The organism is Frankia sp. Mgl5 (assembly GCF_023242985.1).
Taxonomy (GTDB): Bacteria; Actinomycetota; Actinomycetes; order Frankiales; family Frankiaceae; genus Parafrankia; species Parafrankia soli.
The window spans coordinates 1-16,520 of the sequence record NZ_JALKFY010000805.1 but is presented as its reverse complement, the minus strand read 5'-3'; the positions used below and the strand labels follow the sequence as shown (position 1 = coordinate 16,520).

General features: G+C 74.5%; 11 protein-coding genes. 8 read left to right on the top strand and 3 right to left on the bottom strand.

Translation table 11 applies throughout. The features are described from left to right. Window positions 1-428: 428 nt before the first annotated feature. Window positions 429-1,232 carry a carbon-nitrogen family hydrolase gene (locus MXD62_RS29305; RefSeq protein WP_248832632.1) on the bottom strand — a complete coding sequence of 268 codons (804 nt, stop codon included), beginning with the start codon at window positions 1,230-1,232 and terminating at the stop codon, window positions 429-431. Between the two features lie 303 nt (window positions 1,233-1,535). On the opposite strand from MXD62_RS29305, the gene MXD62_RS29300 reads away from it, so the two are divergent. Together MXD62_RS29300 and MXD62_RS29295 are read left to right on the top strand one after the other, a co-directional pair. Beyond that, the gene (locus MXD62_RS29300) at window positions 1,536-2,762 is read left to right on the top strand and encodes a cytochrome P450 (protein WP_248832616.1); all 1,227 of its coding nucleotides are present in this window, start codon (window positions 1,536-1,538) and stop codon (window positions 2,760-2,762) included. Window positions 2,763-2,841: 79 nt separating this feature from the next. Continuing rightward, the gene (locus tag MXD62_RS29295) at window positions 2,842-3,231 is read left to right on the top strand and encodes a VOC family protein (protein WP_248832615.1); all 390 of its coding nucleotides are present in this window, start codon (window positions 2,842-2,844) and stop codon (window positions 3,229-3,231) included. Between the two features lie 7 nt (window positions 3,232-3,238). Here the strand turns inward: MXD62_RS29295 and MXD62_RS29290 are convergent, their stop codons facing one another. Beyond that, window positions 3,239-4,009, bottom strand: coding sequence for a tyrosine-protein phosphatase (locus tag MXD62_RS29290; RefSeq protein ID WP_248832614.1), 771 nt, complete (start codon window positions 4,007-4,009; stop codon window positions 3,239-3,241). Between the two features lie 289 nt (window positions 4,010-4,298). Between MXD62_RS29290 and MXD62_RS29285 the strand changes: the two genes are divergently transcribed. From MXD62_RS29285 to MXD62_RS29260, 6 genes are all read left to right on the top strand, one after another. Continuing rightward, a complete protein-coding gene (locus MXD62_RS29285) occupies window positions 4,299-5,135 on the top strand; it encodes an undecaprenyl-diphosphate phosphatase (RefSeq protein WP_248832613.1) in 837 nt (278 codons plus the stop codon). Between the two features lie 101 nt (window positions 5,136-5,236). Then, the gene (locus MXD62_RS29280) at window positions 5,237-5,953 is read left to right on the top strand and encodes a response regulator transcription factor (protein WP_248832631.1); all 717 of its coding nucleotides are present in this window, start codon (window positions 5,237-5,239) and stop codon (window positions 5,951-5,953) included. Window positions 5,954-5,958: 5 nt separating this feature from the next. After that, on the top strand, window positions 5,959-7,389 hold the full coding sequence (locus MXD62_RS29275) for an ATP-binding protein (RefSeq protein ID WP_248832612.1): 1,431 nt from the start codon (window positions 5,959-5,961) through the stop codon (window positions 7,387-7,389). Between the two features lie 202 nt (window positions 7,390-7,591). Beyond that, a complete protein-coding gene (locus MXD62_RS29270; RefSeq protein ID WP_308301346.1) occupies window positions 7,592-8,998 on the top strand; it encodes a glycosyltransferase family 4 protein in 1,407 nt (468 codons plus the stop codon). Continuing rightward, on the top strand, window positions 8,988-9,977 hold the full coding sequence (locus MXD62_RS29265; RefSeq protein WP_248832611.1) for a lysylphosphatidylglycerol synthase transmembrane domain-containing protein: 990 nt from the start codon (window positions 8,988-8,990) through the stop codon (window positions 9,975-9,977). Before MXD62_RS29270 ends, MXD62_RS29265 begins: the two co-directional genes overlap by 11 nt. 52 nt (window positions 9,978-10,029) lie before the next feature. Next, window positions 10,030-10,875, top strand: coding sequence for an NAD(P)-dependent oxidoreductase (locus MXD62_RS29260; RefSeq protein ID WP_248832629.1), 846 nt, complete (start codon window positions 10,030-10,032; stop codon window positions 10,873-10,875). A gap of 130 nt (window positions 10,876-11,005) precedes the next feature. Here MXD62_RS29260 and MXD62_RS29255 read toward each other — a convergent pair whose 3' ends face one another. After that, window positions 11,006-16,132, bottom strand: a complete 5,127-nt coding sequence (locus MXD62_RS29255; RefSeq protein ID WP_248832610.1) for a diguanylate cyclase — start codon at window positions 16,130-16,132, stop codon at window positions 11,006-11,008. Between the last annotated feature and the right edge of the window lie 388 nt (window positions 16,133-16,520).

The following is a 16,520-nucleotide window of genomic DNA, read 5'->3' as shown; positions in this document are numbered from 1 at the left end:
TCCCCGCCCGGGCATGCCCCCCTGCGCCGGCCGCGCCCCGCCTCCCGCGGTCGACGCCGGGGACGTGACTGCCACGCTAGCCGACCGGCTAGACACCGGTATCGCCCCGGGGGGGTCGGTCGACATCCCGCGGCCGGGAGCCGGACCTGGGGCCCGACCGGCCCAGATCTTGACTTCCAGTCAGCAGGAACTTGGCTTTCGCCCTGAGCCGGGCAGGCCCGCCCTGACCTGGGAACACCCACCCGCCAGGCAGCTCCGGGACGCCCGCGGCGCGCGGCCCGCGGCCCGCCTGTCCGTGTCAGCCGACCTGCCCGGGGCGCCTCGGCGACGGCCGCGGAGCGGTGTCAGGCGCCGCCCGCCGCCCGTCGCGCGACCGCCCCGACCCCCACCAGGTGGCGAACCTCACAAATCACTCGAACCATGTCGATCTACCCACGCGCCCGAGAGGAGAGGCCGAGCCGGCGGTGGGTGAGCACCGGGAAGTCGGCGCGCACGGCAGACAGCCTGGCCCGGTCCAGCACCGCCCGCAGGACCTGCGGGCCGGTGCCGGCGCGGGCCAGCACGGTGCCCCACGGGTCGACGACGAGGCTGGTGCCGGCCAGCTCCACTCCCCCGTGCCGGCCGGCGGCGTTGCAGGCGACGACGAAGACCTGGTTCTCGACGGCCCTGGCCCGCACCAGCAGTTCCCAGTGCTCCAGGCGGGCCAGTGGCCAGGCCGACACCACCACGACCACCTCGGCGCCGCGGTCGACCAGCAGCCGGAACAGCTCGGGGAACCGCAGGTCGTAGCAGGTGGCCAGCCCGACGGCCCCGAGCGACGTCGGCGCGGCGAACACGTCGTCGCCGGCGGTCAGCAGCGTCGCCTCGGCGGATTCGTGACCGAACAGGTGGATCTTGCGGTACCGGCCGAGGAGGGCTCCGTCCGGGCCAGCGAGGGCGGTGGTGTTGTGCAGCGCCCCAGCGGGAGCGCGCTCGACGATGCTGCCGGTGACGATGTGCAGGCCGCGCTCGGCCGCCACCTCCCGCAGCGCGCCGATCGTGGGGCCAGCCAGCTCCTCGGCATCCTCGCTGTAGCGGTCGAAGTGGAAGTAGCCGGTGCGCCACAGCTCGGGCAGGACGACCAGGTCGGCCTCGCCCGCGCCGAGCCCGCGCAGATCGGCCAGGACCCGCGCGCCGCGGTCGGCCGGCGACTCGTCGTCCGGACAGGCGATCTGGAGCAGCACCACCCGCACGGACGCACCGGTCACGCCCCCATGCTGTACCAGCCGTGCGGGCCTGTCGACGGTGGTCCACCGGTAAAGATCAGCCCCGGAGACAATGTTGACTGCGCCATACAATTAGATGATTCTGTGGGGGGCGTAATCCGACACACGATATGCCCAGGCCAGACGGTTGGGCCGGGCATGCGTCGGCGCGCACCGGGCAGGACGGCGACAAGGAGCATGGACCGTGGCGGACGCATCCGAGATCACAGCGCCCTCGAGGACGCCGGCAGACCGGCGCCCCCGCGCGACCGCGCTGGCGGGGGCGCGGCGATGACGACGGTGACGACGGAAACCAGCGACGCCACCGGCGACGTCTACTACGACCCGTACGACTTCGAGATCGACGCGGACCCGTACCCGCTCTGGCGGCGGATGCGGGACTCCGTGCCGCTGTACTACAACGCCAAGTACGACTTCTACGCCGTCAGCCGGTTCGACGACGTCGAGAAGGCCATGGGCGAGCCGGACATCTTCCTCTCGGGCCGCGGCACGCTCATCGAGCTGATCAGGTCGGACATCCGCTTCCCCCCGGGCAACATCCTCTTCGAGGACCCGCCCCTGCACGACCTGCACCGCGGCATCCTCGGCCGGGTCTTCACCCCGCGCAGGATGCTCGCGATCGAGCCGGAGGTGCGCGAGTTCTGCGCCCGCTCGCTGGACCCGCTGGTGGCCGCCGGCGACTTCGACTTCATCGCCGACCTCGGCGCCCAGATGCCCATGCGCACGATCGGCATGCTGCTCGGCATCCCCGAGCAGGACCAGGAGGCGATCCGCGACGCCATCGACGAGGGCCTCACCCTCACCGAGGGCGCACCGAAGCCGCTGCCCGATGATCCCCTCGCCCGCTCCGAGGGCATGTTCGCCGACTACCTCGACTGGCGGGCGCGCAACCCCTCGGACGACCTCATGACCGACCTGCTCACCGCCGAGTTCGAGGACGAGACGGGCACGACCCGCCGGCTGACCCGGGCCGAGGTCCTGACCTACGTGAACATGCTGGCGAGCGCCGGCAACGAGACGACCGCCCGGCTGATCGGCTGGACCGGGAAGATCCTCGCCGAGCACCCGGACCAGTTGCGGCAGGTCGCGCAGGACCGCTCGCTGGTCAACCAGGTGATCGAGGAGGTGCTGCGGTTCGAGGCGCCCTCCCCCATCCAGGCCCGCTACGTCGCCCGGGACGTCGAGGTGCACGGCCAGACGGTGCCGGAGGGCAGCGTCATGGTGCTGCTCAACGGCTCGGCCAACCGTGACGACCGCCAGTTCGTCGACGGCGACAGCTTCGACATCCACCGGTCGATCAGCCGGCATGTCAGCTTCGGCCGCGGGCTGCACTTCTGCCTGGGCGCCGCGCTGGCCCGCCTCGAGGGACGGGTGGCGCTGGACGAGGTGCTCAAGCGCTGGAACCACTGGGAGGTCGACTACGACCGCGCCGTGCAGGCCCGCACCTCCACCGTCCGCGGTTGGGCGAAGCTCCCGGTCAAGGCGACGCCGCGGTGAGCCACGCCCGCGCGACGGGCACCGAAGCACGACCGGGGCCGGCGGACCGGAAGCCGGCGAAGCCTACTGAGGGAGTGCCTTGACGCTGCAGCGGATCGAGGTCGGGCTGGTCAGCACCGACGAGTCCCTGGCGGAGTTCTACGCCACCACGTTCGGGATGGAGCGCCTGCCCGGCATCGAGGCGGGCCCCGGAGTCGTGCACCGACTGCGGACGTCCGACATCGTGATCAAGGTGATGGTTCCCAAGCGGGCGCCGGCGGTCACCGAGCCGGCCACGCACTTCTTCGCCGCGACCGGTCTGCGCTACATCACCCTCTACTCGGACGATCTCGACGGCATCGTCGAGCGGGCCACCGCCCACGGCGGCAAGGTGACGCACGGCCCCGCGTCCATCGGGCCCGGTGTGCGCATCGCCGTGCTGCAGGACCCGGACGGCAACGCGGTGGAGGTGGTCGAGGGCGCCTCCTGAGGCATCCTCATCCCTGCCCGAGCGGCTCGACGAGTTGGGCTCGCAGCCGCTCGGGCAGGTCGGGGGCGGTCCCGGCGGCCTCCTCGAGGTAGCCCTGCACCGACCCGTGCCGCTCGGTGAGGGCCGCCAGCAGCGTGCCCAGTGCCTCCCTGGGCGCGCCGAACACGGCCCGGTAACGCTCGACGTCCACGTCGGTGCCGTCGAGCCGGCGCCGCAGCCGCGCCATCTTGGGGTCGGTGTAGTGGACGGCGCTGAGCTCGAAGTCGTCGAGGATCACCGCCTCGTCGACGCCGAGAAGCGAGAGCAGCAGCGCGGCGGCGACCCCGGTCCGGTCCTTGCCGGCCGTGCAGTGGAACAGGGCCGGCGTCGCGTCCGGCTCGGCGAGCCCGGTGAGGAGGCGACCGAACGTCGGTGCGCCCGTCTCGGCCATCGCGTCGTAGACGCGCGTGAGGAAGTCCGGCGGCACCTCTGCCAGCCGGCCCGCGACGACGAGATCGGTCAACTCCCTGGTCCGCGCCGCGCTGCCGCCGATGGCGAGCCGCTCGCACCGGACCCCGCCGGGCAGCAGCGACGGCGCCCGCTCGATCTCGGCCTCGGTCCGCAGGTCGTAGACGACCCGCAGGCCGAGTTGCTCGACGGTGGCCAGGTCGGCGGCGGTGAGGCGGTGCAGCGCCGCCGACCGGTAGACCCGGCCCCAGCGCACCCGACCCCCGTCCATGGTCGGGTAGCCGCCCAGGTCACGGACGTTGACGGCGCCCTCGAGGCGTACCAGCCGCACCCTGTCCTCACCCGACCTACCCTCGCCCGGCCCGGGCTCGGGCGTCACCGTCGCTCGATGCGCGCGGCGACGTCCCGCGACATCCGCAGAACTTCGCTCTTCATGTCGGGAACTGTATTCCGACGCCCTGCCCGGGGCCTGGCTGCGGTCCCGCAGAGCCGTCCCCGGGGCTCCCACCTGCGTCGTCGGAGACCACCACATCGTCCTCACATGCGTGCCGTCCTACTCTGCCTGGCACATGACCGCGTGCGGCGCCGCCGTGCCCGAACCAGCCAGGGGATCCAATCCGGTGAGTGCGATCAGCGTCGGCCAGGCCGTCCTCCTCGGGATCGTCGAGGGGGTGACGGAGTTCCTGCCCGTCTCCTCCACCGGCCACCTCAAGATCGCTGAAGGGCTGATGGACATCCCCGTCGACGACAGGTCGGTCGTCGCTTTCACCGCCGTCATCCAGGTCGGCGCGATCGCCGCGGTACTGCTGTACTTCTTCGCCGACATCCGGCGCTTCGTCGGCGCCTTCGCGAACGGGCTCGTCGACCGGGAGGCCCGGCAGCGCCACGACTTCAAGTTCGCCTGCTGGGTCTTCTACGCGACGCTGCCCGTGGTCGCCGTCGGGCTGGCCGCCAAGTCCCTGATCGACGGCCCGCTCGCCTCGCTGTGGGTCGTCGCCGGCTCGCTGCTCGCCGGCAGCGCCGTGATGTGGTTCGCCGACCGGTTCGGCCGCCGCAAGCGCGGTGAGGACGACATCGACCTCACCGACGCCATGGCGGTCGGCTCGTCGCAGATCCTGGCACTGCTGTTCCCCGGCTTCTCCCGCTCCGGCGCGACGATGTCGACGGCGCTGGTGCGCGACCTGGACCGGGTGGCGGCGACCCGGCTGTCGTTCTTCCTGTCGATCCCGGCGCTGACCGGAGCCGGGCTCTACGAGCTGAAGGACGCGGTGGGCGGCGGAGTCTCCGTGCTCCCGCTCGCCGTCGGCACGCTGGTGTCGTTCGTCGTCGCCTACGCCTCGATCGCCTGGCTGCTCCGGTATGTCGCCCGGCACTCGTTCGACCTCTTCGTCGGCTACCGGATCGCCGTCGCCGTCATCCTGATCGGGCTGCTGGCGACCGGCACGCTCACCACGTGACACCGCGGGCCGGCGGCGCCGGCGTCCCCGGCGTCCCCGGCGTGACGATCGACCTGTCCGGCGCGACGGCCGGCACGGCGCCGGCCTTCTACGATCGAGCGGTGCGGGTACTGGTCGTGGAGGACGAGGAGCGCACGGCGGACCTGCTCCGCCGGGGCCTGACCGAAGCGGGTTACGCCGTCGACCTGGTGCACGACGGCACGGACGCGGTCTGGCAGGCCGGCGAGATCTCCTACGACGCCATCGTGCTCGACCTGATGCTGCCCGGCCTCGACGGCTTCGAGGTCTGCCGCCGGCTCCGGGCGGCCCGACGGTGGTCCCCGATCCTGATGCTCACCGCCCGCGGCGACGTCGACGACCGCATCCACGGCCTCGACGCCGGCGCCGACGACTACCTCGCCAAGCCGTTCAGCTTCGGTGAGCTGACAGCCCGGCTCCGCGCGCTGATCCGCCGCGGTGCCGTCGAGCGGCCGGCCACGCTGCGGGTCGGCGACATCCACCTCGACCCCGCCGCGCGGAGCGTGCAGCGGGCCGGCGAGCCCGTCGACCTGTCGGCCAAGGAGTTCTCGCTGCTGGAGCTGCTGATGCGGCGCCCCGGCGAGGTCCTCACCAGGAGCTACATCCTGGATCACATGTGGGACCTCGGCTACGACGGCACGTCCAACGTGGTCGACCAGTACGTGCGGTACCTGCGCAGGAAGATCGACCCGGCGGACGGCCTGTCGCGCATCGAGACGGTCCGCGGCGCCGGCTACCGCCTCCGCACCGATACCACCGAGACCACCGAGACCGCTGACACAGCTGAGACGGGGACGTAGCGCCCGTGCCGCTGCGGGTACGACTGACCCTGCTGTTCGTCCTGGGCACCACGCTGGTGCTCGCGGCCGCCGGCGTGCTGTTCTACGCGCTGCTGCGCACCAACCTGCGGAACTCCGTCGACGCGAACCTGCGCACCCGGATGGCCGTGCTCGCCGCGCAGGTCCCCGCCGCGGCGGACCCGGCCGCGCAGCTGCGGGCCTACGGCACCGGACCCGCCCAGCTGCTGCGCCCCGACGGCTCCGTCGCCGCCTCGAACGACAGCGCCGGTCCCGAGCCGCTGCTCGAGCCCGAGCAGGTGGCCACCGCGCTCGTCCGCCCGGAGTTGCTCACGTCCGGCGAGCTGCAGGAGCCGGGCGGCGACGATGACGACGCGCGCGCGCTGGCCGTCCCGGTGCGGACCGGCGCGCGGGACGGGGTTCTGGTCGTCGCGACGAGCACCGATCTGACCGACTCGGCCGAGGACCGCGTCCGCAACATCATGGTCAGCGCGACGGCGCCGATGGTCGCGCTCTCCGGGCTCGCGGCCTGGCTGCTGTCGGGCGCCGCCCTGCGCCCGGTCGACCGCATGCGCCGGCAGACCGCCGCCATCAGCGAGTCGGACAGCTCCGCCGAGCTGGACGTGCCCCCGACCCGCGACGAGATCGCCGCCCTGGCCGCCACGATGAACAACCTGCTGCGCCGGCTGCACGCCGCCCGCGCCCGCGACCGGGCGTTCGTCGCCGACGCCGGGCACGAGCTGCGGACCCCGCTCACCAACCTCAAGGCCGAGCTCGAGCTCGCCAGCCGCCCGGCCCGCACCCGTGACGAGCTCGTCGACGCGGTCGCGGGCGCCACGGAGGAGACCGAGCGGCTGATCCGGCTCTCCGAGTCACTGCTCACGCTCGCCCGGATGGACAGCGGCATCACCGCCCCGCGGCGGCTGGACGTCGGCGACCTCCTCGAGCGGGCCACCCGCGCCGCGACCGGCCACGCCGAGACCAGGCAGGTCCGCCTCCACCTGGACGCCGACCCGGGCCTCGGCGTGGACGCGGACCCCGACATGCTCCGCCAGGCGGTCGACAACCTGGTGGCCAACGCGATCCGCCACGCGCCGCCCGGCACCGCCGTGGACGTCCGGGCCGGGCCGGGTGAGGCCGGGAGGACCGTCGTCGTGCGGGTGCGTGACCGCGGCCCGGGGTTCCCCCCGGACTTCCTGCCGCGTGCCTTCGAACGTTTCAGCCGCGCCGACGCCGCGCGCGCCCGCGACCACGGCGGCGCCGGCACCAGCGGAAACAGCGGCGGGACGGGCCTCGGTGGCACCGGGCTCGGGCTCGCCATCGCCGCGGCGGTGGCGCGGGCCCACCAGGGGACCGCCACCGCCGCCAACCATCCCGACGGCGGCGCCGTCGTCACGCTCACGCTGCCCGCCGCGGGCGGTTCCCCGCCGGACCGGTAGAACCTGGATGAGTCCCAGGTCCGCGCCGGACGGTGGTGTCGGGAAGCCGGCGGCAACGCCCTGACCAGGCGGCCACAGGCGGACGGCAAAATCGTGGGATGCGCGCCCTCGACCCCGGAGCCGGCCCGAGGGACAAGCGGTGACCCGCGCGCCTGGAGCGCTCTCATCAGCGTCACACGATCCAGCGGCGAAGCTCCCCTTCGTGAGAGGTTGTCCACTGCCATCACCAGCCCGCCCCAGCAGCCCGTCCGCCACCGCACGCCCCCCGCGCGCCCCGGTGATCGCCCGGCCGCGGGAGCCGCTGCCCGCCGTCCACGACATGCCGCGTGTGCTGGTGGTGGCGGACAAGTTCCCGCCGACGATCGGCGGGATCCAGACGTTCGCCTGCCGGCTGACGGCCGGCCTGCCCCCGGACCGGGCCGTCGTCCTCGCCCCGGCCCAGCCCGGTGACGCCGAGTTCGACCGCACCCTCGGCTTTCCGGTGATCCGCACCGAGCACGGCATGATCACCTCGCCGCGTGGCCGGCGGGAGCTGCGGGCCGCCGTCCGGGCGCACGGGTGCGAGGTGGCGTGGTTCCCCACCGCTGCCCCGCTCGGCGTGCTCGCGCCGGTGCTGCGCGAGGCCGGCGTCGAGCGGGTGGTGGCCTCCAGCCACGGGCACGAGGTCGCCTGGTCCCGGCTGCCGTTCGGACGGCTGCTGGTCTCCACCGTCGGCGCGCGGGTCGACGTGCTGACCTACCTCACCGAGTTCACCCGCCGCCGGCTCGCGGCGGTCACCCCGCCGGGGACCGAGCTGGCCCGGCTCACCGGCGGCGTCGACACCGAGCGGTTCCAGCCGGGCGCCGGCGGGGACGAGATCCGCCGGGGCCTGGGCTGGTCGGACGAGCCGGTCGTGATCTGTGTGGCCCGCCTCGTCACCCGCAAGGGCCAGGACACGCTCATCCGGGGCTGGCACGACGTCCGACGCCGCCACCCGTACGCGCGGCTGCTGCTCGTGGGCGGCGGGCCCGCCGAGGACCGCCTGCGCCGCCTGGCCGCGCGGGCCGGCGTCTCCGACGGTGTGCACTTCGCCGGTCCCGTGCCCGACGAGATCCTCCCCGCCTACCTCGACGCGGCGGACGTCTTCGCGATGCCGTCACGCACCCGGCTGTGCGGGCTCGACCTGGAGGGCCTCGGGCTCTCCGCGCTCGAGGGAGCGGCCAGCGGCCTGCCGGTGATCACCGGCGCCCAGGGCGGCGCACCGGACGTCGTCATCCCCGGCCGCACCGGCGTGGCCGTCAACGGGCACGACCGCACGGCCGTGGCCGCCGCCGTCATCGACCTGCTCGACGACCCGCGGCAGGCGGAGCGGATGGGCGCGGCCGGCCGCGCGTGGATGCGGGCGGCGTGGAGCTGGGAGACGCTCAGCCTGCGCCTCGCCCGCATCCTCAGCGGGCAGGCCCCGACCGGCGCCGGCGGCGCCGCCGATGGCACCGATGGCGCCGATGCGGCATGGACCGCGGCAGATGCCGAGGATGGGGCAGATGCCGTGGCCGGGGCCCGGGCGGCTGTCGCGGTGGGCGGCGCCCGGGTGGGCATGACGGTGCCGGAGCGCGGCGATGGTCGTTGAGGCGCCGGCCGAGGCCGTAGGGCCCGAGCCCGCGTGCGGCCGGCGGCCGCCGGCGGGCTCGGCGAGCCACCGGTGGCGGACGGCCCTCGCCTGCGTCGTCCCGCTGCTCGCGGTGCTCTGGCTGCTCCACAGCTGGTCGACGGTCACGGCGAGCGTCCGCCACCTGGCGTCCGCGCACCCGGGCTGGCTCGCCGTCGCGGTGCTCGCCGCCCTGCCGACCTGGATCGCGGGAGCCGCCAGCCTGCAGGGGGCGGTCGCCCGGCGGCTGCCCGTCGGGCCGATGCTGGCCGTGCAGGTGGCGGGCAGCGTCGCCAACCACGTGCTACCCGCCGGCTTCGGCGTGGGGGCGGTGAAGCTGCGCTTCCTCAACCGGCACGGCGTCCCCCTGCGCGAGGCGGTGGCCGCGGTCGGACTCGACGCCACCGCCGGAATGATCACTCATGTCGCGGTCCTGGTCGCGCTGCTCTCCGGCGGGTTCCTGCACATGAGCGGGCCACCTGGTGGGCTGATCGCCACGGTGGCCGCCGTGGTGGCCGGGCTGCTCGCGGTCGGCTGGGCCCTGCCGCCGATCCGGCGGGCGTGCCGGCGCGGCTGGACGCACGTGACGGTCCAGGCCCGGATGCTGGCGGAGATCCTGCGGGTGCCGAGCCGGGCGGTGATGCTCTGGGGCGGCTCCACCGCGATCCCGCTCCTGCACGCGGCGACCCTGCTGTTCGTGGTGCGGGCGCTGCATCTCCCGCTGGGTGCCGGCGCGGTGTTCGCCATCTACTACCTGGCCAGCAGCGCGTCCGCGCTCATCCCGTCGCCGGGCGGTTTCGGCTCGCTGGACGCGGCGCTGACCGCGGCGATCGTCGCGGCGGGGCAGTCACCCACCTCCGCCCTCGCCGCCGTCCTCGGGTACCGGCTGATCACGGTGTGGATCCCGCTCGCGCCCTCGGCCTGCGTCATGGCGGCGCTGGTACGGCGGGGTCACCTCTGACCAGGGAACCTGCGTGTTAGATACAGGTCGATTCTTGCCGAAGGAGGACGTGGTGAAGGTGGGTTTCGTCGGGCTGGGAAGCATGGGGCTGCCGATGGCGCAGCGGATCCGGGCCGAGGGCCACGACCTCACCCTGTACGCCCGGCGGGCGGCCTCGCTGGAGCCGTTCGCGGGCACCGACGTGACTATCGCGGCTACGCCGGCGGAGATGGATCCGGGGCTCGACGCGGTCGGGATCTGCGTCTTCGACGCGGACGGCGTCCAGGAGATCGTGTTCGGCCCACACGGCCTCGTCCACACCCTGCGGCCCGGTGCCGTCGTGCTCGTGCACAGCACCGTCTCCCCCACGCAGATCCGGGAGATCTCCGCGCGGGCGGCGGAGCACGGCCTGCGCGTCCTCGACGCGCCGGTGAGCGGCGGTGCCCCCCGGGCACTGGACGGCAAGTTGACGATCATGATCGGCGGGGACACCGAGGCGGTCGCCGCGGCGCGCGAGCTGCTGTCGACGCTGTCCGACCACGTCGTCCACCTCGGCCCGGTCGGGGCCGGATCGCACGCGAAACTCATCAACAACACGCTGTTCGCCGCGCAGATCGCGCTCACGGACGCCGCGATGGCGGCCGGCGGATCCCTGGGCATCGACCCCGAGGGCCTCGCGGCGATCCTGACGACCAGCAGCTCGGCGTGCGTCGCCTCCGGGGTGCGCCTGCGCGCCGGCTCCCTGGCCGCCATCGCCGCGACACCGGCCGGCCCGACACTCGCCAAGGACGTCACGCTGATGGCGGGCGCGCTCGACGACGCGACCGGCGACGCACCCGGGGGCGTCCCCGGGCACGAGCTCATCGACGTGGCGCGGCGGTTCGTCGCCGCGATGCAGGAGGCCGGAGGCGCACGATGACCACAGCTCTGACAGCCGGGTACGGGCCGTGGGGCACTGTCGAGGTCCCGTTCGGTGCGCTCAGCCGACGTTGAAGGGACCGCGGCCGCGTTCGAGCCCGGCCTCGCCCGCGCCGTGGTGGTCCGGGTGCTCAACGGGTGGCGGGGCGCGGGAGGGGGCCTTCCACCCGGTCCCGGCCGCCGCGCTTGGCCCGGTAGAGCTCGATGTCGGCGCGTTCGACGAACTCCGCCACCTCGTCGCCCGGGGCGGGAATGGTCGCCGCGACCCCGATGCTCACGGTGACGATCCGGTGGATCACCAGCGGATGCGGCTCGGCCAGCTCGACGACCGCGTGGCGCAGGTGCCGGGCCAGCTCGACGGCGGTCTCCGGGCCGGTGTCGGGCATGACGACGGCGAACTCCTCCCCGCCGAACCGCGCCGCCGTATGGGTGGGCCGCAGGCTCGCGGTCAGGCCGGCGGCGACCCGCTGCAGGCACCGGTCACCGGCGGTGTGCCCGAAGTGGTCGTTGTAGAGCTTGAAATGGTCGATGTCGATCATCGCCAGCGCGATCGGCGGCGAGTGCAGCCGGGCGCGGTGCCACTCGGCGTCGAGGACCTCCTCGAGACGCCGCCGGTTCGCCAGGCCGGTGAGCGAGTCGGTGCGCGAGAGCTGCTCCAGCCGCCGGTTGGCGGCGGCGAGTTGCTGGGTGCGCTCGGCGACCTTGCGCTCCAGCGAGGCGTACACCAGGGCGTTGTCGAGCGAGACGGCCAGCTGCCCGGCGATGAGCATGATCCCTTCGAGGCGTTCGGTGGCGAACGCACCGCGGATCATCCGGTTCTCCAGCAGCAGCATCGCCCGCAGCCCGCCCCGGATCATGATGGGGACGGCCAGCAGGGAGCAGCGGTCGATGTCGGTGAAGTACGGGTCGCGGCAGAACCGGTCGTCGCGGATCGAGTCGGCGACGACGACCGGCTCCCGGGTGCGTTCGGCGTAGCGGACGACCGAGGCCGGCAGCAGGCGCCGCCGGGCGGCCTCGGGCAGCGGCACGGAGCCGCCGTCCCCGACCGGCACCAGCCAGCCCTGATCCTGCTGGTCACGGAGCAGCAGGTGGACGCCGGTCGCGCCGGCCATCTCCGACAGGATGCCCGCGACCCTGGCCCGCAGCCCGCCGATGTTGGTCTCGGAGCTGAGCGTGCGCGACGCCGCGACGATGCCGAGCAGATCGATGGTCCCGGTCGTCAGGACGGCGCGCCGCCCGGCCGGTGCGTCCGCGGCCGACGCGTTCGCCGGCACCGGCGCCGGGCGGGCGACGTCGGCGGCCGGACCCGCCGCGTCGGGCCCGGTGAGTCCGCCGGGCCCGGTGATGCTCTCAGGCCTGACGAGTCCACCGGGCCCGGTGAGCTCGACAGGCCCGGCGGGCAGCGCCGGGTGGGCCCAGTCGAGCTGGGCGACCTTCGCCGTCGCGCCCCAGGCGAGGTAGTGGCGGCGGGCGGCGGCGAGCAGCGCGTGGCCGGCCTCCTCCAGCCCGTGCGCCAGGTAGAACCGCGCCGCGCGCTCCAGGATCAGCGCCCGGTGCCACGGCCGGGCCCGGGTGGCGGCCTCCCGCTGCGCCACGTCGTACGCGTACGCCGCCTCGCGGAACTTCCCCGTCGCCCAGGCCCGCTCCGCCTCCACCAGGCGCAGCAGGTGCAGGTAGTTGGACGGCGCGTCGGCCGCGCGCGCCGCCAGCCAGTCGATCGACTCGTCCAGCTCGGCCAGCACGGCGGCCCGCCGGGACGGCACCGCGGCCCGGGCCTGGCCGGCCAGCGCCAGCGAGCGCAGCAGCCGCGCCAACACCGTCGAGTAGTGGGCTTGGACGGCCGGCAGCACCGCCATCGCCCCCGCGGTGTGCCGGGCCAGCTCCACCGGGTGGTCGAGGATGGCCGCGGCGACCGCCCGGGTGATGTGCAGTTGGGCGGCGGTCAGCGGGTTGGCGACCAGCAGCTCCGCGCCCAGCCGGCCCAGGTCGGACGTCCCGTCGGCCGCCGGGGGGCCGGCCGCGCCGCGGAGCACGTCCGTCAGGTGCCGGTACATGCGGAACGTCTCCTCGGCGTGGCCGTTGCCGGTGCACGCGGCGAACGCCAGCGCCTCGTCGACCTCGGCGGCGACGACGTCGAGGGACGGCGCGCAGTCGAACAGGCCGTACACCAGCGCGTAGTGGGTCCAGCACGCGTTCTGCAGGTCGCCGCCGCGGATCAGGCCCTCCAGGGCGCGGCGCGCCGCGCCCACGTTCTCCTCGAGCGGGTCGAACCAGTGGCCGGTGCCGAGCACATACAGGAAACGCACCTGCCACAGCGCGGGTTCGTAGCCGCGGGCCCGGCAGACCTCGATGATCCGCCGCAGCGCCCGCCACCCGGTGCGATAGTCGTCGCGCCGGACGACGGCGACGAACCCGGCGTGGCCGGCAGGGCCGGCCAGGGCCGGGCCGGGACCGTCCCGGATCCACATCCGCAGTGTCTGTATGGCCAGCCAGGCCAGCATCTGCTGGTCCTCGAAGAACGCGGCGGGCATGAGCCGGTTGATGAGCTCGACGGCGCCGGACCCCGCCAGGTCGGCGCCGGACCCCGCCCGGTCCGCGCCACGGGCCCGCCGCAGGTCGTCGGCCGTCGTGGTCCGCTCGAGCCACTGATCGAGCGTGTCCAGGCCGCGGTCGATCTCCCCGTCGAGGTCGTCCCGCTCCGGGATGGCGAGGCCGAGCCGCCGCAGCTGCTGGTAACCCAGACTCAGCGCCGCCCCCGCCCAGCCCCGGTTGGTGAGGCTGCTGACCTGGACCAGGGTCGCGGCCGTGCGCCGCGCCGGGTCGGCGCACAGCCGGCCGAGGATCTCGTACTCCTCGTCGGCGTCCTCCAGCCGGCCGAGCATGTACAGGGCGGCCTGCCGGCCGGTGTGCACCTCGATCAGCTGATCGACGTCCGCCGGGTCGGTGAACGCCACCGCGGCGGCCAGCAGCCGCTCCACCAGCGGGTAGTTGCTCAGCAGCGTGGCCTCGTCGGCGGCACGCCGCAGCAGGTCGGCGGTCAGCCGCCGCTCCGCGGGCAGGCGCACCTCGTCGAGCACCGGCAGGTACTGCGCGGCCGCGACGGCGAGATACTCGGGCCGGCCGGCGAGCCGCCGGGCCAGGGCCAGCCGCAGAGCCCGCTCCGCCGGCCCGGTGAGGCCGGCCAGGACGGCCTCCTGCGCCCGGTCGTGGCGGAAGCGCACGCCGCGTCGCCCGTCGGTCTCCAGCACCAGCAGCCCGCGTGCGAACGCCGGGGCGAGCCGCCACTCAAGCTCCCACGCCGCCTGCCCGGTCGCGGCCGCCAGGAGCTCGAAGTCCACCTGGCCGGCCAGGCACGCGGCCGCCGCCAGTGCCTCCCGGGCGGGCGGGGCCAGCGCCGCCACCCGGGCGCGCAGCAGCTCGATCACGTCCGCCCGGGCGAGCCTGGCGCGCAGCGTCTCCGGCGCCCACCGCCAGCGGCCGGCCACCCGGGTCAGCAGGCCGTCGTGGCGCAGCGAGTTGACCAGCTCGACGGTGTCGTACGGATTGCCCCCGGTGGTCGGCGCGATCAGCCGCGCGAGCTGCCGGCCGCGTTCCGGAGGCAGCCGCAGCAGGTCGGTCACCATGGCGGCCTGGTCGGGCGGGGGCAGGCTCCGCAGCCGCAGGTGGCGCGGCCCGGCCGGCTGGCGCCGCCAGCGCGCGAGCATCGGCGCCATCGGGTGCGTGGCGTCGACCTCGTCGTCCCGGTAGGCGCCGACGACCAGCAGCCCCTCGTGGTCCTTCTCGCCGCCGAGGATCAGGTCGAGCACGCCGAGCGGGGTCCGACCGGCCCACTGCAGGTCGTCGACGAAAATCACCAGCGGACGTTCCCGGGACGCGACGGCGCGCAGCGTCTCGGCGGCGCCGCGCTGCACACGTACCTGCGCGGTCATCGGGTCGCCCGCCTTCGGCGGGATCCGCAGCAGCGCGGCCAGCTCGGGCACCACGGCGGCGGCCATGCCGGCTCCGGGGCCCAGCCTGCCCAGAAGCCGCTCCCGGACCTCGTCCAGGGAGCCCTCCGGCTCGGCCAGCAGCAGCCGGCCCAGCGCCCGCAGCGCCTGGCGGACGCCGTCGTACTCCTGGTCCCGCCGGTACTGGTCGAACTTGCCCGTCACGAACCAGCCGCCGGCACCGGCCACGATCGACCGCAGCTCGTTCACCAGGGACGTCTTCCCCACCCCGGGCGCCCCGGCGACGAGAATCCCGCGGCAGCGGCCCGCCACCGCGTCGGTGAACGCCGCGCGGAGCTCGCCGGTCTCCCGCTCCCGGCCGGCCAGCCGGGACGGCGTCAGCGGCCGCTCCGGAAGATCGTGCTCACCGGGCCGCACGCACGCGCCGCGGTGCACCAGGACGAGGTCGAGGGCCAGGCCCTCGGCACTCTGGTAGCGGTCGTCCGGCTCCTTCTCCAGCAGGTGCATGACGACGTCCGACAGCCCGGCCGGCAGTGCCGGGTTCACCACTGACGGCGCCACGGGCACCCGGGTGAGATGGTCGTGGATGATCCGCAGCGGGTCACCCGAGCCGAACGGCGGCGCGCCGGTCGCCAGCTCGTACAGGGTGGCGCCGACGGCGTACAGGTCGGCCCGCTGGTCGACGGGGCTCCCCGTCCAGCCGGTCTGCTCCGGCGCGAGGTAGGGCACCGTCCCGACGATCTCGTTGTGATGGGCGAACCCGGGCTGGATCTCGGTGGCGGTCGTCGCGAGCGCGAAGTCGATCAGGTACGGCCGGTTCCCGGCCCGGTTCACCACGATGTTCGCCGGGCTGATGTCCCGGTGCAGCACACCGCGCCCGTGCATCCCCGCCACCGCCCGGGCGAGCGCCCCGGCCAGGTCGACCAGCTCGGCCGGGTCCATGGGCGTGGCCCACCGGGACAGGTCCGCGCCGCCGACGTCGGCCAGCAGGAGGCCGCCGACGCCGGCCAGCGGGACGCCGCCGGCATCGGCCAGCGGGACGCCGCCCCTGTCGGCCGGCAGGGCGGGGGCCGGGCCGTCGGGCCCGGCGGCCGCCAGGTGTGCGACCCCCTCGACCCCGGCCAGCCGCTCGAGGATGTCGACCTCGTGGCGCAGCCGCCACCGGGCGCCCGGACCCAGCGGTTCCTTGCGGATCACGCTCCCGGCCGGGAGCAGCAGCCTCGTCACCCTGGTCCGGGCCGTCTCGTGCAACAGCTCCGTCCGCACCACCACCGGCGGATCCCGGCTCGGTGGCGTCCGCTGGGATCCCATCCGCAAACCCCCACACCGAGCAGCGTGCTGCCCACTCGTCCAGTCTGCCCCCGATCACGGGGTCACCAACGGGGACGGTCGCCGGCGGGTCCCGGCGGGTCCCGGCGGGTCCCGACACCGCCGGGACAGTCCCGGGCGCGGTTGCTTTCAGGGCTCGCGAAGGCTATAAGTGGGTTAGCACTCGACAGGGTTGAGTGCCAACCTCTGGCGCGACGGGTGCCCGGGCCGACGGCCCGATCATCAGGTTCTTTTGGGCCCCGCCGGCGGCAGGCACTCCTCCGCATGGCTCAAGCCCAGGAGGAAACACTCCAATATGCCGAAGATCATTGCCTTCGATGAAGAGGCACGGCGCGGCCTGGAGCGCGGCATGAACCAGCTGGCCGACGCG

Coding starts and splice junctions, on each gene's coding strand:
- MXD62_RS29300 (WP_248832616.1), top strand. CDS start 1,536: ATGACGACGGTGACGACGGAAACCAGCGACGCCACCGGCGACGTCTAC.
- MXD62_RS29265 (WP_248832611.1), top strand. CDS start 8,988: ATGGTCGTTGAGGCGCCGGCCGAGGCCGTAGGGCCCGAGCCCGCGTGC.
- MXD62_RS29255 (WP_248832610.1), bottom strand. CDS start 16,132: ATGGGATCCCAGCGGACGCCACCGAGCCGGGATCCGCCGGTGGTGGTG.